We start from the raw sequence: 20,374 nt of genomic DNA on the forward strand, positions 1-20,374 counted from the left end.
TGGATGAAAAAGCCACATGTCGTTGTCATTGCGTGAGCTGCTGCAGATTCCTCAAATCTCTACCGACCTGCTTGCCGGAGCCGAGGGCTTGGACCAGCCGGTGGTGTGGGCTCACGCCTGCGAGATGCCAGACCCCTGGGACTGGCTTGGGCCGCAAGAACTACTCCTGACCATCGGGTACTGCGTACCACGCAGGGCCGAACAGCAGGCCATGTTCATCCGCACGCTCGCACAGGCAGGCGTCGCCGGGATGGTGGTGCATGGTGAACCGCCAATGCCCAGAATCACCCAAGCGATGCTCAAGGCCGCCGACGAACTCTCGTTCCCGGTGCTGCGCTCCGGCAACGCGACCCCTTACTCCGTCATTGCGCGTGCAGTAGCCAGCGCCAACCAGCACGAACAACTGCATCGTCTGGGCAGGCTGTCCCGTCTAAGCACTGTGCTGAGCGACCCTGCGAACACTTCCCGAAATTTGCCGCTTGGCCGGATCGCCGATGAACTCGGACACCGGGTCTACGTGCTCGACGCCACGTCAGGCACACCAATCTTCCCCACCCCCGAACCGGTCGACCCACGCGTTAGTGCGGCGATAGTTGCCCAGGCCACGCCAGACGTCAAGCGCCTTCCGGGCCGCCTACATATCGATTTGGAAGAGCAGTCGGTGACTTGCTTCCCGGTACCCAGCAGCCGTCGAGCGGCCCTTCTCGTCGTCTTCGACAACGAAGCGCATCGGATGGACCCTTTTGCCGTTCTGCACGTAGTGAACCTGATCGCGATAGAGATCGAGCGACTAAGTGTCGCCTACGACATACGGCGACAACGCTCCTCGGATCTGATGCGCCAGCTGATCGATGGCCGGCTCGACAGCGAGTCCGCGACCCAGCAGCTCAAGGAATATGGCCTCTTCAGGGATGGACTTGTCGCCGCAGCCCTGCCAGAGGGATACCTCGCCCCCGACCACCTACTGATGGACCAGGACTTCCCTTATCTCATGACCGAGGACAACGGACACGAGATCATCCTGCTCCGCCGTCAGGACATCCCGACCCTCGTTGATCTTCTCAGCCCGTCCCTCGCGATCGGGACCTCCGACGTCATTCATGCAATTACTCACATCAACGACGGAGTACGCGCCGCGAAATGGGCGCTGGAAAGCGCAAGCTCGCAAGGGGGAGGCCACGTCGACTACGCCAGCACACACCCGCCGTTCCTCCCGCGAACAGTCACCGAGGCCCTCGACCTGGTCCGCACGGTGCTGGGCACGATCTTGGACTACGACAGCGAGCATGAAACAAAACTCGTTCACTCCCTCGAGGTCTACCTTTCCTGCGACCGCTCATGGAAACAAGCAGCCACCGTCTTGAACATCCACAAGCAAACCCTCGGCTACCGCCTGAACAAGATCGAGTCCCTCAGCGGCCGCCGGCTGGCCAGCACCGCAGACATCGCTGAGCTGTGGCTAGCGGTGCTCGCACTCCGCGTTATCGGCGAGGAGAAGAATCCGTAATGACCAGACCCAATCAATACCCCCATGTGGCCGCGGGACATGGCCGCCATGTTGAACCGATTTTGGTCTATGGCTCCAAGCGTCCCCTGGCGTCTGCTATTCTCTGTGGAAACGTCGTCCTGGAACCCGCTCACAGAACCATTCCACCCAACTCCAGATGGCTACCCGTGGATAACCCACAATGGACCTAGGAACTATGATGCTTGAACGATCCGGTGACCATGACTTTGGCTATGAGCTCCACGAAGGTTCGCCAGTGCGTATCCAATGGCATTTCTATGGCCAATCGGAGTTGCCGGTCGCGGTGCAGACCTGGGAAATCCCAGCGGGCGGATTCGAAGGTATGCATGCCCATACGGAGAACGACATCCCGCTGGAGGAGATCTACATCGTCATAGAAGGTACTGGATGCATGCGCGTCGATGACGAGACCTTCGACATAGCTACTGGAGATTCGGTGCTAGCCCGCGTTGGGACGAGCCATGATTTGCGCAATACCGGCGACGGGCCGCTCAAATTACTGGTCGTCTGGGGAAACCCGGGGACAGCGGACTATTCGAATTTCGGCTCCGCCAAGCTGGCACAGGCCGCACGTGCAACCTTTTCCGCGAATAGGCCTGCATAGGGACTCTCTTCGATGTTTGCGGCAAACACATGAACAACGTCGTTTGCGAACGTCCAGCGTCTCAATAGGAGAGACGAACAGGGCGGGGCGGTTAAAGGCGAAAACCCCTAGACATAAGGAAGAAATGTTTGTCACAGCCATAACGCTGCTCTGGCAAGGCAAATGACCTCCTGCCCTCGCTCAAGCGCTTGGCGGGCAACCTCATAACCAAGCCAGGCAGCACCACCCAGATTTAGAAGCCTCATGTGCCCATCACTCCGGCTACGCGCTTGCAGAGATAGAGGTTCATCCGTCAGCGGATGTTCAGCGCTGCAGGAGTCTCTGAAGGATGTAGGTTTCACCGTAGGACAGATCTACGGAGGCTCGCATCGCCGGCCCGTCGTCGAAGGAGACGGCGAGTTCCTCGTCGCCATTCTACATGCCGGAGCCACATGAATTGGATCGGTGGCTCGGTTCCGTTTTTCAGGTCCGCTGCCTGATCTTCCCTGAGGGCTCGTTCGCTTCTGGTGGCGGCGAAAGGATTCGCCGGGATTTGTCCAGTGAAGTTGAAAGCGGGGCCCTACCAACTGATGGTAGGGCCCCGCTTTCAGCAGGACAGCTCCGGTGTTATCGGAGCGTGTATCTGACCAGGCCTGCTTTTCGATCAGTTCCCAGTCAAGGTCAACGCTTAATCCAGGCTTGTCCGATGCCCTCACAAGTCCGTTGGAATCTATGCGGATCGGGTCAAGCGCGGCGTACTCCATCCGTTCCAATGGCATGGCCTGTTCAAAATAGCGGCAATTGGGGAACGCGAGCATGAGGTGCAGGTGGCGGCTTGGGAGCGGATATAGCCCCACGACTGCAATTCGACATTCATCGAATGTGCCCGGGCGGCGGATATGATGCGTTGGTTCCGGTGACCGGCAAGAGCCAACCGCCACGCCGCCCCGGTCCTCGCCAGGGGTCAATATTGGATCGGCAAAAAGGGATCAATCTGATCGCCCCACAGGGTTTGAGGTGCTCGGCCTCGGCGCTGCCAAGGAGCGTGGCGATCGCAACGATGAAGTCACTAGCCCATCGCTCGGCGGTTGAGGCGTTCGAGGTGGAAAAGTCAAATTGCTAGGGCCCCGGGCATGCGCCGACAAGCACTGCCGGACATCCTGTTCCCACAGCAACTGGTTCACGACAGCTGCTGCGGAAGCTGCGTTACCTTGAGCCGCGGCAGAGAGGGCAGCACACAATCTTGCGCTCAACACCACCCAATAGCTCCACCTCGGACCCGGTGAGTTCCGGCGGGGACCTGGTCACGGACGAGCCGTTCCAAGGGATGCCTTGCGAACTTATGTCTGAGCATATGCGGGTGTACTGCGGAATCCCAGGCCCAGAGAACTTGCGGATCTTGGTCGATGTCCGCCGTCGCGCGACGTTCTTCGCCGCGGTCGCATGCACTCTCTTCATCCCCACCGTCTACGACGCAACGGACCCGCTAATCGGCGGCCGCAACCATATCGGCCTGGTCTTCGTGATCGCCATGTTGATCAGCTTCTGGCAATTTCACACCGCCACGGTGCTCGCCATTTTTACGGACAGAGTACGACGGCGGCACCACCTCGTGCGCGGACGGTGGGCCGTCGCTGTGGCGGCGACGGCCGTCGTCGTCGGCTTCAGAAGCAGCCACGTCGACGCAACGAACCACCTTCTGCCTCCCGCCCACGCCAATCAGCCAGGCATGCAGCTGTTCTTATGGGCAGGTTCAGGCTTCATCATCTGGGTCTGCGGCGAGCCAGCAGCAAACCATCTGCGTTTCCTGCCCAAAGTGGACTCTCCCCGCTTCAAGGCCGGATTCGGCTGCTTTGCCGGAGGATGCATATTCATGGGTCTGTCCCTGGCAAATCGGCTGACTCTCGGTTAGGGCTGTTCACTTCTTTGACCACTGCGCCCCGTGACGTGAGGTAGAGTGCCACTCCTGCGCCGTAAGAGCCTGTGCCCTCGACAGCGACGGCCGCAATCACGCCGAAGGACCGCATCCAGTTCCACAAATCCAAATATGAATCGGCATAATGCCGCAGGACTGGGTTGCCACCAGCTGACCCAGATGGTCGATGACCGCCGCCCCATGGATGTCCTTGTGCGTGTTAATACCTGTATAGATACCGGGAACCACTGCCGACAGATCCAAACGAAGACACGACGGTCAGTTGACAAAGCGGGACAGGCAACAGCCCCCGGCACCCACATACCATTCTTAGTGTTGACACCGTGGTTTGTGAGTTTTGGCGCGCAGGTGAATGCATGCCAAAAGCTTTTCCTGAAGAGTTCCGCCCTGTTCCATGAGCGATGGAGGCGGACGGATGCTAGGCCGATCCCAGGGCGGCAAGCACCGACATGGCCTCCTGAACGACATCCGTCACGGGGAACGACGGCCGGTTAACGCCGGCCATCTCCTCCATGACACGGACCACCTGACAGCTGTAACCGAACTCGTTGTCGTACCAGACGTGGAGACCACCTCGGGTGAGTCAATGTAATCGATCTGCTTGCGCAGGTCCGAGTGCAGTGACATCTCACGAAGGTAGTTGTTCACCTCGTCCTTGGTGGTTCCGTTTTGGAGGCTGAGGTTCAGGATGGCCAGGGAAACGTCCGGAGTGGGGACCCGGATGGAGCTGCCCGTGAGCTTACCCAGCAGTTCGGGCAGCGCCTTGGCCACTGCCTGGGCAGCACCGGTTTCGGTAATCACCATGTTCAGCGCGGCGGAGCGGCCGCGCCGGTCACCCTTGTGGAAGTTGTCGATCAGGTTCTGGTCATTGGTGAACGAGTGGACAGTTTCCACGTGGCCGTGGATCACGCCGAACCTGTCATTGATGGCCTTTAGGACCGGAGTGATGGCGTTCGTAGTGCAGGACGCCGCGGACACGATCTGGTCCGTGTCTTCGATGGTGCCGTGGTTGATGCCGTGGACGATGTTCTTCAGCTGACTCTTGCCCGGAGCGGTCAGCAGTACCCGAGCAATACCCTTGCTCTGAAGGTGCTGGGACAGTCCTTCAGCGTCACGCCAGCGGCCGGTGTTGTCCACCAACAGGGCATTCGTGATGCCGTAGGCGGTGTAGTCAATGGTGGCAGGGTTGTCCGAGTAGATGACCTGCACCTGGACCCCGTTGGCCGTGATGATGTCGGCATTCTCGTTGATCCGGATAGTGCCCTCGAAGGAACCGTGAACCGAGTCGCGGCGCAGAAGGCTGGCACGCTTGGCAAGGTCGTTGTCGGACCCGCGGCGGACCACAATGGCGCGCAGGCGCAGGCCATGGCCACCACCGGTCTTTTCGATTAGGAGGCGGGCCAGCAGCCGGCCGATGCGGCCGAAGCCGTAGAGCACGACGTCGGTGCTGGTACGGTCGTCACCGCCGCTCTTGCCCACGATCTCGGTGAGCTCGGCACGAAGGAATTCCTCGAGGGTTGCACCGTTGCCCTCTTCCTTGAACTTCTGGTTCAGGCGCGCGATGTCGATCGCGGCCGAGCCCAGCTTCAGCTGCGCCAATGTGTTCAGCAAAGGGGCAGTCTCCTCCAGGAGCAATTCGTCCTTACTGATCCTGCGCGCGAAGCGATGCGCCTAGAGGATGTTCATAGTGGACACGTTGATCAAACTCCGGCCATGAATGCTGGTCACCACGTTGTTTTCGCGGTACAGCCGGCCGATCACCGGAATCATGGCCTCGGCGAGGGCCTCCCTGTCCATCCACCTATCAAGACTAGAATCTGAGTTTTGTAGCATCGGGCTGCCTTTCCAAAAAGGGTCGGATCTGTTTGAGCTTCAGCTCCCGAGGTGCTCCAGGGACTGCAGGAATCTGGCGGCTCCTTGCTCAGGTTGTGCCGCCGTGCTGTTTTGGCCCGATGAGATCCTGAGCGGATGTTCAAAAATGCCCTCACACCCCTTGTCTTGGTCGAAGAGCCGGCCAAGTTTGCCACCCTCGTGTGCCGTCGGTCTTTTCGAAGGAGATGGGCTAGTCGGTGGCGGACCGTACTTACCTGGCTGCCAGCACCGGAGCCAAGATCAGTTTTCTGCTGGGCTGGAACCACCGCGACGGCGTCAGCCAGGTCAGCGAGCGCAGAGCCCGGGTTTGCGGTAAGGGCAACGGTCCTCGCCTGTGCTTTGGCTGCGGTCTCGGCAGCTTTCACAACCCCGGAGGTGCCCCCGGAACCGGATGCGACCAGAAGAAGCAGCCTGGAGCCAGCTGCTCTACGCCGATGACTGCGTCGGTAGCTGCAATCTTCCCCAAGACAAGGGAAACGTTGCTGGCGTTGGTTCCCCCGGATACTTCCGAGGCGGGTTCGTTCATGACGCTGAAATGCAACTCTCTCCTCCAGACGTGGGCCTTTCGTCCATCCTCCTATCATTTGCGGGTAGGGTAAGCGCTCATTCGGGATGGTTCAAACTACTCGTTTTGGTAGCTACTGCATGGATAGCCCCGTCGATCGTTACATATTGAGTCATTGCGAACCATTGACTTGAACATCCGTTCATGTCACAGTATTCACATCGCAGTGACACGCATCACGTCGATGGAGTGTCACTCAGATCTACAAGGCATACCGCAAAGCAGATTCCCCACTACAGAAACGGTAAAGACAATGGCCACAACCACGCCTCAACCCCCGCCACTGACGTCGGGGGAAGCAATCGATTTTTGGCCGGCGGAGCCCATGAAGGCCCTGAAGGGCGATTGGGGGCGATTGAGCTGCAGGTTCATCAACGCTCATCCTGAAGGCGGCTGGAACGACTTCATCCTCTCGGAATGGGAGCTGAAGGCCTGCGCCTGGGAGGACTTCCACCCACACAGCGAGACTGCTTTCGTGCTGGAAGGCGAACTCCATATCGAGAGCCAAGGCAAGACTGTCATCCTGAAGCCGGGTGATTCGGCGCGTGTCAATCCCGGCCGGATGGGCAGGTACTGGGCACCCGTCTATGCGCGGATGGTCACCATTTACGGCCCCAACCCCGAAGGTCTAGAGTCACACTCCTTCCGATACTCCGAAATCTGAGCCCTGATACATCCCCGTCAGGACTGGACGCCTACACGACCTACGCCCTAAACTACGCCCACAAGTGGGTGCTGCCTGCATCCATGGTGAGCCTAGGCCCTTACTGGCTTGGAGTCGACGGAGCCTTGGTCGTTGATCAGTAAAACAGGCTGATCCACTCGACAATTAAGTGGCCGGTGGAGCGGACGTGTACATCCTGATTCGAAGCCGGAATCAGCATGCCCATCCTGGCAGGATTCATGGATCGCCTTGTGCGTGCCTTAGCAGGACGCCTGCGCGACGCGGAACACCTTGAGTGCCGCATCTAAGGGCACGTCGGTCCGCAATTAACTAAAAACAAAACTTATATCGGCAGAAGTGGCTGATAGCCCACACGAAAGGGAAAGTAATGACTGAAAAGACAGCCTCCATCTCCGCCAGCCTTATCCGCGATGCAGAGAAGGTTAAGGAGCTGGAGGATTGGGGTCCTTGTCCTGAAGCGACTGGACCGCAGATGGATACGCGCGGAATATACCTGTGGAAGGACGAGAACGGTGCCGAATCTGGCATTTGGGAATGCACCGCTGGGCCTTCTCGCTGGGTTCTTGAAACACACGAGTTTTTGCATGTTCTTTCAGGGTCGATGACGATCAACGCCGACGGCGGCGAGCCCGAGTTCGTTGGGCCCGGAGACGCGGTCTTCGTTCCCCGGGGCTGGAGCGGTAACTGGGAGATTCACGAGACACTGCGCAAAGTTTTCGTGATCTTCTAACAGCGGCGAAGACGGGGCTTCCGATGCGAAACCCTATCGGCTGCTCCCAGAAATTTCAGTGCCCAGGAGAGCTGCTACGAGCTCTGCTACAGCAAACACGCAACAATAACGGCCATCAAAAATGAACAGTTCTGACAAAGATTAAGTCAGACTTTCACAACACTAATCACCACAGCACTATTTACAGGAGTAACCATGGAAACCGTCGTAGGAACACTGAGCAAAACCGGATCCATTCACAAGGTGGAAAACGGTTATATTGGACTGCCGTCGATGAACGTGCCTGGATGTGACGCCGCCATCGCGGACTCCCTCACCAACCCCGAGGGCTCGGTCATGAGCTCCGGATTCTTCGAGCTGAAGGCCTCCGAACCCCTGGTGTACACGTACACCTGCGACGAGATGAAGGTCGTTATCAAGGGTGAGTTCATCCTCACCGACCGGGCGACAGGGGAAGTGACACACGCGAAGGAGCGCGACGTGCTGTTTTTCCCCAAGGGAGCAGAAGTGACGTTTGAGACCCCTGACTACGGTCTGGGGTTCTTCACCGCTCACGGCTCCATGTCAGCCTAGGGAACATCGCACGATCCGAATCCATGCCGCCGGCAACAGTTAGATACCGGTGGCGACCCGGGGAGCCACCTTGTGGTCCAATACGGGGGGCGCCAATGCATACTCGCTCACCGGTTCAGGCAGCACCCCCATCCGAATACACCATCTCGGTACTCCAAGTCGAAGACAGGGCGGGCGGCCCGATGACCATCCATTGGATTGTCATCGGTGACCGTGTTCAGGCTTCGCGTCCCCGTAATTACCTTTGCCCCTGCGGCAACAGTTACGCATCGTCTGCTTGTGCGGCAGGGGCAGAGGTATCTCAGGGGGACGTTCCCTACCAGTACTTCGAGGGACACCCCAGCACCGGGATCTTTACCTGACCGACCGAGTCAAAGCCGAGAACACCACCATGATGTGCTGCGTTTCACGCAGCCAAGACGAAGAATTGGAGCTGGATCCTTGAGTATCATCGACAAAGACCGTGACACGGCGAAAGACCGTGATTCTGGGTCCGCCAAATTTATCGAGAGCAATGTGCCCAAGGTTAATTGGCGCGTGTTCATTATTGCTTCTATCGTCATCCTCGCTTTCACTATTTGGGCGATGGTGTTCCCCGCCAACGCGGATGACACCATGGCGGTCGTGACGTCTTGGGTCGCAGCGAACGTCGGCTGGGTGTACGTTGTCACCGTCACTGTCGTGATCGGTTTTGTGCTGTGGGTGGCGTTGTCCAAGGTGGGCTCGGTCCGGATGGGCCCGGATAATTCCCGTCCGCAGTACAAGCTCTTCACGTGGGTGGCCCAGCTGTTCGCCGCCGGTGTGGGAATCGACATGCTGTTCTACTCCGTGACCGGACCCATCACCCAGTACATGACGCCGCCGGAGGGCCAAGGCCAGACGGCGGCGGCAGCTCAGGACGCCGTGGTGTGGACCATGTTCCACTACGGGATCGCCGGCTGGGCCATGTATGCGCTCCTCGGCATGGCCATGGGGTACTTCGCCTACCGGTGGGGCACGCCGCTGTCGATCCGAGCAGTCTTGTATCCGTTGCTGGGCAAGCGCGTCCGTGGGGGCTTGGGCGACGCGGTCGACATTGTCACCCTCGTGGGTACTGTTTTCGGTGTGGCCACGGCCATGGGAATCGGCGTGGTACTGCTGGACATCGGCTTCTCCTTAATTTTTGGTCTGCAGTCAGGCCTGGCCCTGCAGATCGCGCTGGTGATTGTCGCCGTCATTCTGACCATCGCCTCATGCACCTCCGGCGTTGACAAAGGAATCCGCTGGGTTGCGGAGCTGAACATCTGGGCCGCCGCAGCCTTGCTGCTGTACATCCTGGTGACCGGTCAGACCGCGTTCTTGCTCAACGCCCTGGTAGAGAACATCGGACGCTTTGCCGTCACCCTGCCCGGCCGTACGCTGCAGACGTTCGCGTACGAAGCAGGCGGTTCGGAATGGATGGCCGGCTGGACTTTGTTCTTCTGGGCCTTCTGGCTTGCTTGGGGCCCGTTCGTGGGCCTGTTCCTGGCACGCATCTCACGCGGCCGGACGCTGCGCGAATTTGTCATCGCTGCAATCACCGCCCCCGTGCTGTGCGACTTCCTGGTCGTGAGCATCTTCGGCAACAGCGCCATGCACGAGGTACTGAACGGCAACACGAAGTTCGCCCAACTGGCCATCGACAGCCCGGAACGGGGCTGGTACGCCCTGCTTGAGATGTTTCCCGGAGCCGCTTTCCTGATCGGGTTGGGCACGTTGTCCGGCATGCTGTTCTACCTCACCAGCGCCAACTCCGGCGCCATGATGATGTCCAATTTCTCCTCCCGCATCACTAACGCATCCCAGGACGGGGCTAAATGGCTGCGTATCTTCTGGGCCATACTCACCGCGCTGCTCACCATCGCGATGCTTGTAGCAGGCGGCGTAACCACCATGGAACACGCCACACTGATCTTCGCCCTGCCGGTGACGATCATCGCCTGGTTGGTCATGGCCTCCTTCACAAAAGCACTACGGGTGGAGCGGGCACAACGTGAAGGCCAGGCACTGCGTCAGCAATCAAAGGCTGTGCACGGCAGCCACGGGCCCGACCGCACCTGGCGCCAGAGACTGACAGGGATACGGTCCTATCCTTCCAAAAATGAGCTAGCCCAGTTCATGGAACACACGGCCCAGCCAGCCCTAGCCGAGCTGGTCAACGAGTTTATTGAACAAGGTCACCAGGCAACCCTGGACGCTGTCCCGAGCCAATACACGGGTATTACCGATTACGCGCTGGTTGTCACCATTCCGGACCATCGCGACTTCCTCTATCAGGTCCAGGCCGTGGAAGCCCCGGTGCCGACGTTCGGTGGGCGTACGTTCCACGAAGCGGACGTCTACTATCGCGCGGAAGTCTTCTCACCGACCGGCTCCGAGGGCTACGACCTGATGGGCGTAACGCAGCAGCAAATAATCGACGACGTCCTAGCCCGTTACGAGGGCCACCTGGGCTTCCTAACCTCCTTGGGTCAGCAGGCAAGCTCTTCCACACTCACCCCGCCGGTAACACCAACTACAAATCCCACATCGCGCAGACGGCGCGCAGCGCCTGAGCGAGACGGCGACAGCGCAGGCGGCGGCGTCAAGGAGTGACCGGCCAGGGTCAGGCAGTGACCTCTTGCACGCCCCGGAACCCGGCAGCGGCATAGACACCCAGGATGCCACCTAGGTGGCGAAGAAATCCAGCTCCTCCTTCTCAAGGACCAGGCGCAAAAGTAGGTTCTCGAGGTGGCCTTCGCCGCCACCATAAACATGGTGGCGGCGAATCCGTCGCCCACCATGTAGCTCTCCCGACGCGTCATGTGCACGCCGTTCGGGTTGTCGCACAGGCCACGCGGTGAACCCCAGAGCAAGGAGCTTCTCATGCACGATGTCGCCGGGGTGTTCCTACAGGGCTGCTACACCCATGTGGCCATCTTGTGGCAGGAATGGTCGGTTATCCGGCCGCGTTGCCGGGTAACCGGCGCTTGGGCGCCTTGCCAACGGGCCCCTTCACATAGCACGGCGAATAACTGGGCAGGTCGGATCAATCCGGCAGCCAAGAAGCCACAAAGCACCCGGCCAGTGAAGACCGGGCCGCGGCAACGCTACGCACCGGCGGTAATTGAGGAGTTCATTCACCTGCTGCGGGAAGTTGATGAGCAGCGGCCACGAGGAAGTGCCCATAGACGGCCAACAGAACGCACACGATTCGATGGCCGCCCGGAGGGCTCGGATCTCGTCATTCCAGCTCTGAGAATTCGATCCTTCATTGCTGGCGGGGTTGCACCAAAAGCCTACTCCGTCATGAAGTCGTGAAACGTCGCCACGCCACCGGCCAAGGGGACGTCGGCCAAGGGGACGTCGGCGGCCCCTCCGATCCCTGTATTCCCGTGCCAGCAGCCTTCATCTGGACGTTCAGGAGGCGTCGCAGGTCGAGGTGACGAAGGTTGTCAACCGACTCGGTTCCAACTCGAAATCAGGCACATTAACACCCGATTTTGGGCTCTTGGACAGGGAAATGAGAAGTGATGCACCTGGCCGCCAGCGGGCACCCTTTGTGGCCTCCCGGTGCGAATTCGACAAAATCCTATTGGGCACCTGTGGACACTTCTTCGTGGCCGCTGACAGTTGGCAGCCTCAGCGCGGCAGCGAAGCAGCTGGACCTGAATTGCTCCACCCACTCCAACTGGGCGATCGAGGCCGGCATGGCCTCGATCTGTCTGCGCCGCCCCTCGCCCGAAACAGATTCACTACCTGGCTTGCGTCAAGAAGGAGCGGGCACGCCGCCCTCGCCGTTGGAGTCAGCAAACAGAGATCCTACGAACGGGACCGGCAACAGGCGGCAAAGGACACGGCACCCGCCAAGTGCCATGCCGTGGGTCTTTCGTATAAACAGGAAGTGACAATTACTTTTGCGGAGACTCCAACCCCTGCCGCGGCACCTGAACTGCCGGCAGCTCTGGCGGAACCGGCCCCGCACCTGTGGCCCTGAAAGCTCTCGAGCACCCCATCAACACCCGTTACCTGTCACTGCAGGAACGGGAGAGAATCGCGGGCGTGCGCTCCAACAGAACCTCAATGCAGGCGCTCGGCAGGGCGTTGGGCCGCTCCGGGGGCACCATCAGCCCTGAGATTAAACGCAACGTCCACCCGCTACTGAGTTACGGGCCATGACTGCCGCACCGGGCAGCCACCTCGGCCCAAGGACCAGGGCTCCTGACATAGCTGATGATTGAGTGTGTAGCTTTCGCGTAATTCCGGTGTTCTTGTTGGGCTGAAACCTGTTAATTCCGCCTCAGATACGATATAATTTATGAAAGTAAACTATGCGGGCGGAATGGGGTGGAATGATGGCTTGGATGACTGCGCAACCGCCTCTGCCAATGGCCCCCGTCGCTGCTGCCTGCCCGATTGGTGCTGCCGTCTCCCTCGTGGAGGACGATGAGGGCGGGAAGGTCTTCCTTCACGGTGAACTGGCCTACGTGTGGGTGCCCGGAGATTCAGTAACTCGCCGCTTCGCTGCCGTGAACCTGATGGAGCTCAAAGCGGCGGTCGTGGAGGAGATTGCCACCGCATTCAAGGTCGGCGCGGTGACGTTGTATCGGTGGCGCAAGCAACTGGCCACCGAGGGTGTGGCCGGTCTGATCCTGGAACAACGCGGCCCGAAGGGCCCGTCACGGTTGAGTGAAGACATGATCACTGAGATTGTTGTTCTGCGTGAGTCCGGAATGAGTCTGCAGGCCGTCGGAGACGCGGTGGGTGTCTCCGAATTCAGCGTCCGCCGTGCCCTGGCCATCACCAAGGAGCGAACCACGGCACCCACCGAGGCGGCAGCAGTGAAGGTCCCTGCGCTCGTAAGTCCAACACCGACACCGGAAGCGGCACAGCCGGCATTGTGGCAGGAAGAATCCGCCGATCTGCCCGTGTCGCCGGCGCCGACGGAACGCCGCAGTGAGCGGTCAGCAGCCCGTGCCGGTCAACTGGTGTGCGCTGCCCCGGTGTTTGCTCCGGCGGCGAAAGTGCCGTTGGCTGGGTTGTTTCTGGCCTTGCCCGCGCTGGAGCGGACCGGTCTGCTCGCCTGCGCGAAGAACACTTTTGGTGCTTTGCCGGACGGCTTCTATGGGCTCGACACGATGCTCCTGGACGCTGTTCTCCGCGCCTTGCTCGGGGAATCAAGGGCCGAGGGCGCGACCCGGATCAACCCCACCGATCTGGGAAGGGTGCTGGGGATGGATCGGGCACCGGAAGTAAAAACGATCCGCCGCAAAACAGACCTCATGGCCGACACCGGAAAAACCGGGGAGTTCCTGATCGCCCTGGCCGAACACCACCTGAACCCCGGGAACGGAAATGATCCTGACGGTGAGGAGCTCCTTGCCGTTCTCTATGTGGATGGGCATGTGCGTGCTTACCAAGGCGCGAAGAAGATCGGGAAAGTACACTCGACCAGGTTGAAGTTCCCGACCCCGGCAACGGAGGAGACCTGGGTTTCCGACTCCCACGGATCCCCGGTATTCGTCGTCATGGCCGAACCGGGTACCGCCCTGACCAAGGAACTACGCACCCTGCTTCCGGCCTTGCGGGACATCATCGGGGACCAGCGGCGAGTACTCGTCGGGTTTGACCGTGGCGGCTGGTCCCCAGCCCTGTTCCAGCACATGGAAGCGGCAGGTTTTGATGTGCTGACCTGGCGCAAAGGCACCACACCACCAATCCCCGAAGACCAATTCAGTCCGGTTTCCCATCGTGATGAGCACGGTGAAACACGTTCCTGGCTGGCGGCCGACACGATGGTTGATCTGCCCCTGCCCGCGACCGTAAAAACTGGTGAACTGTTCCGGATGCGCCAGATCAGCAGGATCGTTCCCGCACGAGGCGGCGCCACACGCCAGATCCACATCCTCACCACCAACCAGGAGATGTCCGTTGGTGAGGTGATTTACCGGATGGGTTCACGCTGGCGGCAGGAAAACTACTTCCGTTACGCCAGGATGCATTTCGACCTGGATTCCCATGATGCTTACGGCAGTACCGATGATGACCCGCACCGCTCGGTGCCGAACCCCGCGAAGAAGGAGGCCTACAAGACAGTCCTGGCCGCCCGGGCCCGCTACCAGCAGGTATCAGCCCAGACGGATACGGCGATGCTGGGCCTGAAAACACCCGCACACGGTACCGGGGGCATCATCGTCACCAACGCCATGCACAACGCGATCAACGCACCCCTCTTCGCCGCCGAAGCCGCTCAAGATACCGCGGAGGCAGCTCACCGGGAGATTCCTGCCCGGTTGCCGTTAGGTGGACTCGCCCCCGGGCAGCAGGTCCTCGATACCGAAGTCAAACTGATTACGCACGGGATCCGGATGGCCGCCTACAACACCATGATGACCCTGGCCAGGGAAATCCGCACCAACACCGGTTACGCCCGCGCCACCGAAGAAGCCCACACCCTGACCAGGTCAGCGCTGAACACCAGCGGTGACATCGACACCACGACCCCGGGCTTCCTGACCATCCGGCTGAACCCACTCCCCACAGCAAGGGCCAGCAAAGCCATCAGCGAGCTTTGCGAACACCTCACCGCCACCGAAACCCGTCACCCAGGCACCGACCTGATCCTGCGCTACACCGTCAAAAACAAAGAACCAACCAACAAAAACTAAATCGCTATGTCAGGAGCCCTGAGGACAGTAAGCTGGCAGAACACGGGGAACCGCACTTTAGCTGAGGCACGCAGGAATCATTTCGCGAGCTACCTGGCATCAGGCACCACGTAAGTCGTTCAAGGTGAAGTGGTTGAACGTTTTCCATGGCCCAAGCAATAGACTTACTGTAAGGAAATTGCCCTGTCGGGCCGAAACCGGGAGACTGGAGAGTGTGTTATGCGGGTATCCTCAGAAGACCGAAAAGAACAGTTGATTTCAGCGACCGTTGAAATTATGCGTCGTGAGGGTGTTCAGTCGGTAACTATTCGGGCTATAGCAAAAGAGGCTAATGCCCCCTTGGCTACGGCGCATTATTGCTTTAGCAATAAAGAAGAGCTCATGGAAGCGGCCGCCGAGGCTTGGTTTAAGAACCTGCGCCGCTTTTCCAGTGACGTCTCGGAGCATTTGGGACTTCGTAAGGCTGTGGAACAAGTGGCCGAAGGCTACTGGCGCGCACTAGAGGAAGAGCCCGCAAGCATACTTGCTGAGATCGAACTCATTCTGTGGGCAACACGCAATTCCGATGTCAGCCCGCTGGCCGCGAAAATTTATCCCGCCTACGAAGTGGAGCTGGGAAATATATTCTCTTCCGCAGCCGAAAGCAGTGGTGATCAGTGCCTCGTAGGTTTCGGTACGCTGGTAAGGTGCTTTCTTATGATCTACGACGGGGCGGCCATACAATGCATGACCGCTCCGGGGGCGATCGATTACCGCGCTCAGTTCTTCATGATGGTTGATGCACTTCTGATCAAGGCCGGCGTCTAAAGTTCCTCTGCCACCAGGCTTTTTTTGCCTCATAGCAATACCTCCGGAATGGTGAGTCGATGCCTAATACGAAAGTAAGGTAGGTCAGGCTACCTCCAGGGCGGCTGCAAAGTCGTTTAGCTGATAGTGATGCCAGCTAGTTTGAGTGCTCGATCGGGGTAGTTTCGGGCTGCCCGGGCGGCTTTGGCAAGGTTGGTTTCGCCTTGGAGTCGGAGAATCATGATGGCGATGTTCCGCAGGGAGGCCATGACTCGTGGCGCTTCACCGTTTCGGACCTGGCTATGGTCCTCCCGCCAGGTCACGTCGCGTCGGTAGTGGAGTCCGTTTTCGATGGTCGAGTGGCCGCGGATCCATGCCCCTATCTCGGAGGGTTTCCCCTGCGATGGTGCCAATGAAGTGACGATATAGACGGTCTCGGTGAACCACTTACGGGTTCCCAATGGCCGTGACTTGCGGGTGATCTGGGCGGCTTGGGCTGCGTGGGGGAAGTTCATGCCTGCGGCAATACTGACGCACTTGACGGTCCTTTCAATGTCTCTGCCGTTGGCAGTTTCAAGGGTCTTGTGTCCGTTCCTGACGCGCTTCCAAGGAAGGTCAGCACATTGCCTATGCAGACCTGGCTGGTTTCCCTTCACGGTGAGCACGTAGGAGGCACAACGGTCATGAAGATAGTCGGCATGTTTGCGTTGTGTATGAAGGGCGTCCGCGGTGACGACAACGCCCGTCAGGTCCTTGATTCCGTCCAGAAGTTTTGAAAAGTAGGGGATCTCGTTGGATTCCCTGCCACCCAGACTTGCTCCAACACTGCACCGCTTCCATGGTCTCGCGAACCGCCGCCGTTCTTGGCACCACGGACTTCCTTGCCATCGAGAGCGATCACCGAAACGCCGATAGCCGCCTGCACCCATGCCCCAGCCAGACGATCCAGCAGGTCGGCATCAAGGCGTTCAAGGACCCTGCCCAGCGTCGTCGCGTGCGGGAACCGATCCCCAGTGCAGACAGTTGCTCCCGTGCCGTATCTTCGGCCCATTCAGCCATCTCCACCAGCGATGTAGCTCCGGCCAGTCCATGCAACGCGGCAAGGACCGTGCCGGGATCAACACCCACCGCGCCAGGGGCGGCGAATTCGTCGAGGAACAGGGCAAGGTGAGAAGATGACATGCGAGAACTCCTGGCAACACAGAGGCTTTGACACCATCTGGGTTAACAGGAGTTCTCACTTTTTAACAGCCACGACCCCGTTCGTCTCACATGTTAAGACACTGCCGGCCCGCAAATGACTTTGCAGCCGCCCTGGGCTACCTCTGGGGTGGTCAGGGTGAGGTTGTAGCCGAGTACTTGGAGGCGGCGAATGGCGTTGTTCTTGGTTCGTGTGGGGTCGTTTTTGGTGCAGAAGTCCTGTCCTGGGTCGTGATAGCACTCGCTCTCGGCCAGGATGGCCCACAGCAGGGACGACGTGGGGTGCTTGGCCGCCAAGTCGACGGCCTCGTCCCCGGCTGCCAGCCGCGCCTGGATGTCCTCCTCGGCCGGAAGCAGCGTGGGCTCCGGACCCATGAGGTTCCGGCAAAATTCGTCGCTCATGCTACTTATACGTCTTGCCCGCGGAGCCGAGCTGCGCGGCAGCCTCAACGACGCGGGCGGCCAGGCCCTTTTCGGCGGCGGCGCCCCAGACGCGGGGATCGTAGGTCTTCTTGTTGCCAACGTCGCCATCAACCTTCAGGACGCCGTAGTAATTCGCGAACATGTGGCCAGCCACCGGGCGGGTGAACGCGTACTGGGTGTCGGTGTCAATGTTCATCTTGATGACCCCGTAGGAGACGGCGTCCTTGATTTCCTGCTCGGACGAGCGGGAGCCGCCGTGGAAGACGAGGTCAAACGGGCTGTTCTTGCCCAGCTTCGCGCCAACAGGCTCCTGAATGTCCTTGAGGATCTCCGGGCGCAGCTTGACGTTGCCCGGCTTGTACACGCCGTGCACGTTGCCGAACGTCAGGGCCGTGATGTAGCGGCCGTTCTCGCTGGAGCCAAGCGCCTCCACCGTGGCCAGTCCGTCGTCCACCGTGGAGTACAGCTTGTCGTTGATGGCGTTCTCGACGCCGTCTTCCTCGCCGCCAACAGCACCGATCTCCACCTCAAGAATGATATGCGCGGCGGAGGTTCGGGCCAGTAGTTCGCGGCCGATGCGCAGGTTTTCCTCCAGGGTCTCGACGGAGCCGTCCCACATGTGCGAGTTGAAGATTGGGTCGCGGCCGGCCTTGACCTCGGCCTCGGAAGCTGCCAACAGCGGAAGGACAAAGCTGTCCAGCCTGTCCTTCGGGCAGTGGTCGGTGTGCAGGGCTGCGTTGACGGGGTAGTTCCTGGCAACTTCGCGGGCGAAAGCGGCGAAGCCGAGCGAACCGGCCACCATGTCCTTCACGCCAGCGCCGGACCAGTAGGCCGAACCGCCGGTGGAAACCTGGACGATGCCGTCGGAGCCGGCGTCGGCGAAGCCCTGGAGCGTTGCGTTGAGCGTCTGCGAGGAGGTGACATTGACCGCCGGGTAGGCGAATCCGCCGGCCTTGGCGCGGTCGATCATTTCGGCGTACTTGTCCGGTGTTGCAACGGGCATTGAAAGCTCCTTGGGCTGAGTGTCTTCTATGGGTCTTTCCCTACTGGTCAGGGCATTTTCTGACTTCCGCTAGGTGCGTGGGTCAGTAGTCCGTCCTAGTTTTAAAACGCCGGCGAATTATTTAAAACGCCGGCGGATTAGCCGGGCTGCCGGATGTGGGGCTGGGAGAATTGGGGTATGGATGCCGGTTCCCAGGATGGTTTGTTCGCCGAGTCGCTCGTGGGGCCCCTCGTGCCTCCGGCCGTTGATGAGCCGATGGATGCCAACGGCGGGGCCAGGAAGCGGTTCCGGGGGTTTGAACCCGAGGCGGTGATGCTGGTCCCGCCGTCACTGGATGAGTGGCTGCCGCAAAACCATCTGGCCCGGTTCATTGCCGAAATGGTGGACACGGAGCTGGACCTGGCCCGCTTCTACAAGTCCTATGCGAAGGCCAAGGGCCAGCCGCCGTATGATCCGCGCCTGATGCTGCGCATCGTCCTGTACGGATATTGTGTCGGGGTCCGCTCCTCGCGGGAGTTGGAGCGGGCATGTACGGATGTGGTCGCGTTCCGGTGGCTGGCCGCGCAGCAGGCCCCTGATTTCCGCTCGATCGCCCGTTTCCGCGAACGCCACCTCGCGGCCCTGGCGAACGTGTTCCTCCAGGCCCTGGAACTGTGCCGGGCCGCGGGTATGGTCTCCCTGGGCAGGGTGGCCCTGGACGGGACGAAGGTGCGGGCCAACGCGTCCCGGCACAAGGCCATGAGCTATGCCCGGTTGAGCGCGAAGCAGAAGGTCCTGGCCGATGAGATCAGCGACCTGATGGAAGAGGCGAAGACCGTCGACGCGGCCGAGGACGCCCGCTTCGGGCCGGGCACTCGCGGGGACGAACTCCCCGCGGAGCTGGCGAACAGGCGGGCCCGGGCCGCGGCGATGGCCACGGCCCGTGCCTCACTGGAGGAAGAAGCCGCTGCCAAGGCCCGCCAGCTCGCGGAAGAGAAGGCCCGGTCCCGCGGCGATGATGACGAGGACATCACCGCTGCCGGCGACACTGCCGCTGCGAAGGCCGAGCCGAAGCCCACGGCGCAACGGAACTTCACGGACCCGGACGCGCGGATCATGAAAACCGCGGATGGTTCATACCATTACTGCTACAACGGCCAGGCCGTCGTGGATGCTGACCACCAGGTAATTGTTGCCACCAGATTGAACAACGTGGCCGTGGATGTGCAGCAGCTGGCCCCCATGATCGAACACACGGCTGTCTCTGTAGGTGCAATGCCCACGACGTGGAGTGCCGACGCCGGGTATTGCTCGGCAGCCAACCTCGAGCACGTCAAAGACGTTGAAACGGCTCATTCAACCGAGTTCTTCATCTCCACCCGACGCATGAAACACGGTACGCCGATTCCCGAGTCGCCCCGGGGCAGGATCCCGGCCAACGCGAGCCTGGCAGAACGGATGGGACGGAAACTCAAAACCAAGAAGGGCAAGAAAATTTATGCCCGGCGCAAAGCGATCGTTGAACCGGTCTTCGGCCAGATCAAGACCCGGCAGGGCAAAAACGTGCTCCTGCGCGGCATGGAGAAGGCAGCGCGTGAGTGGGAGTTGCTGGCAGGGTGCCACAACCTAATGAAGCTCTTCAGCCACCGCACCCGGGCGGCCTCCCTGGCGCGGATGTAGAACGGGGGCCGGCAACGGGGCAGCCCCGGGACGCCAACGGCGGCTCTTCACACCTCGCTGAACGATCCCTCGGGGCGGGGGCGCCTCCTTCAAAGGAAATTATTACCGGCATCAGGATTCATCGGCTGCCACGCCGCCGAACATCAAACGGCTAAAACCACTACCG

The 20,374-nt window shown here is 60.2% G+C and carries 15 protein-coding genes and 2 pseudogenes; 11 read left to right on the plus strand and 6 right to left on the minus strand.

Going from position 1 to position 20,374, the window contains the following annotated elements:
- The first annotated feature begins 16 nt into the window (after window positions 1–16).
- From ACLLJI_RS16490 to ACLLJI_RS16500, 3 genes are all read left to right on the plus strand, one after another.
- A complete protein-coding gene (locus tag ACLLJI_RS16490; protein ID WP_434614494.1) occupies window positions 17–1,507 on the plus strand; it encodes a PucR family transcriptional regulator in 1,491 nt (496 codons plus the stop codon).
- Between the two features lie 196 nt (window positions 1,508–1,703).
- The gene (locus tag ACLLJI_RS16495; RefSeq protein WP_434614497.1) at window positions 1,704–2,132 is read left to right on the plus strand and encodes a cupin domain-containing protein; all 429 of its coding nucleotides are present in this window, start codon (window positions 1,704–1,706) and stop codon (window positions 2,130–2,132) included.
- 1,369 nt (window positions 2,133–3,501) lie between these two features.
- Window positions 3,502–4,023, plus strand: a complete 522-nt coding sequence (locus ACLLJI_RS16500) for a hypothetical protein (protein WP_434614499.1) — start codon at window positions 3,502–3,504, stop codon at window positions 4,021–4,023.
- 442 nt (window positions 4,024–4,465) lie between these two features.
- Here the strand turns inward: ACLLJI_RS16500 and ACLLJI_RS16505 are convergent.
- Window positions 4,466–5,844: pseudogene (locus ACLLJI_RS16505) on the minus strand (glyceraldehyde-3-phosphate dehydrogenase).
- A 965-nt stretch (window positions 5,845–6,809) separates the two neighbouring features.
- On the opposite strand from ACLLJI_RS16505, the gene ACLLJI_RS16510 reads away from it, so the two are divergent.
- The 4 genes from ACLLJI_RS16510 to betT all read left to right on the plus strand — a co-directional run bounded on the left by ACLLJI_RS16510 (window position 6,810) and on the right by betT (window position 11,085).
- Window positions 6,810–7,148, plus strand: a complete 339-nt coding sequence (locus ACLLJI_RS16510; protein WP_283562435.1) for a cupin domain-containing protein — start codon at window positions 6,810–6,812, stop codon at window positions 7,146–7,148.
- Between the two features lie 388 nt (window positions 7,149–7,536).
- Window positions 7,537–7,899 carry a cupin domain-containing protein gene (locus tag ACLLJI_RS16515; protein WP_283562434.1) on the plus strand — a complete coding sequence of 121 codons (363 nt, stop codon included), beginning with the start codon at window positions 7,537–7,539 and terminating at the stop codon, window positions 7,897–7,899.
- 195 nt (window positions 7,900–8,094) lie between these two features.
- Complete coding sequence (locus tag ACLLJI_RS16520) at window positions 8,095–8,472, plus strand: cupin domain-containing protein (RefSeq protein ID WP_283562433.1); 378 nt, start codon at window positions 8,095–8,097, stop codon at window positions 8,470–8,472.
- A gap of 441 nt (window positions 8,473–8,913) precedes the next feature.
- Entirely contained in the window at window positions 8,914–11,085 is a 2,172-nt protein-coding gene (betT, locus tag ACLLJI_RS16525; RefSeq protein ID WP_434614504.1) for a choline BCCT transporter BetT, read from the plus strand.
- 10 nt (window positions 11,086–11,095) lie between these two features.
- Here betT and ACLLJI_RS16530 read toward each other — a convergent pair.
- Window positions 11,096–11,306 (minus strand): annotated as a pseudogene (locus ACLLJI_RS16530) (prephenate dehydratase); the annotation flags it as partial.
- A gap of 1,150 nt (window positions 11,307–12,456) precedes the next feature.
- On the opposite strand from ACLLJI_RS16530, the gene ACLLJI_RS16535 reads away from it, so the two are divergent.
- From ACLLJI_RS16535 to ACLLJI_RS16545, 3 genes are all read left to right on the plus strand, one after another.
- Entirely contained in the window at window positions 12,457–12,648 is a 192-nt protein-coding gene (locus ACLLJI_RS16535; RefSeq protein ID WP_434614507.1) for a helix-turn-helix domain-containing protein, read from the plus strand.
- Window positions 12,649–12,833: 185 nt separating this feature from the next.
- Window positions 12,834–15,137: a putative transposase gene (locus ACLLJI_RS16540; RefSeq protein ID WP_434612882.1), complete on the plus strand. Its 2,304-nt coding sequence runs from the start codon at window positions 12,834–12,836 to the stop codon at window positions 15,135–15,137.
- 219 nt (window positions 15,138–15,356) lie between these two features.
- Entirely contained in the window at window positions 15,357–15,944 is a 588-nt protein-coding gene (locus ACLLJI_RS16545; RefSeq protein WP_283562338.1) for a TetR/AcrR family transcriptional regulator, read from the plus strand.
- Window positions 15,945–16,060: 116 nt separating this feature from the next.
- Here ACLLJI_RS16545 and ACLLJI_RS16550 read toward each other — a convergent pair whose 3' ends face one another.
- The 4 genes from ACLLJI_RS16550 to fbaA all read right to left on the minus strand — a co-directional run bounded on the left by ACLLJI_RS16550 (window position 16,061) and on the right by fbaA (window position 18,549).
- A complete protein-coding gene (locus ACLLJI_RS16550) occupies window positions 16,061–16,852 on the minus strand; it encodes an ISAs1 family transposase (RefSeq protein ID WP_434614510.1) in 792 nt (263 codons plus the stop codon).
- Window positions 16,821–17,105, minus strand: a complete 285-nt coding sequence (locus ACLLJI_RS16555) for a hypothetical protein (RefSeq protein ID WP_434614513.1) — start codon at window positions 17,103–17,105, stop codon at window positions 16,821–16,823. Before ACLLJI_RS16555 ends, ACLLJI_RS16550 begins: the two co-directional genes overlap by 32 nt.
- 93 nt (window positions 17,106–17,198) lie before the next feature.
- On the minus strand, window positions 17,199–17,525 hold the full coding sequence (locus tag ACLLJI_RS16560; RefSeq protein WP_283562337.1) for a DUF3151 family protein: 327 nt from the start codon (window positions 17,523–17,525) through the stop codon (window positions 17,199–17,201).
- A gap of 1 nt (window position 17,526) precedes the next feature.
- Entirely contained in the window at window positions 17,527–18,549 is a 1,023-nt protein-coding gene (gene fbaA / locus ACLLJI_RS16565; RefSeq protein WP_283562336.1) for a class II fructose-bisphosphate aldolase, read from the minus strand.
- Between the two features lie 255 nt (window positions 18,550–18,804).
- On the opposite strand from fbaA, the gene ACLLJI_RS16570 reads away from it, so the two are divergent.
- Window positions 18,805–20,208, plus strand: coding sequence for an IS1182 family transposase (locus ACLLJI_RS16570; RefSeq protein ID WP_434621093.1), 1,404 nt, complete (start codon window positions 18,805–18,807; stop codon window positions 20,206–20,208).
- The last annotated feature ends 166 nt before the right edge of the window (window positions 20,209–20,374 follow it).

The sequence above is a fragment of the Arthrobacter sp. A5 genome (assembly GCF_051131705.1).
GTDB lineage: Bacteria > Actinomycetota > Actinomycetes > Actinomycetales > Micrococcaceae > Arthrobacter_M.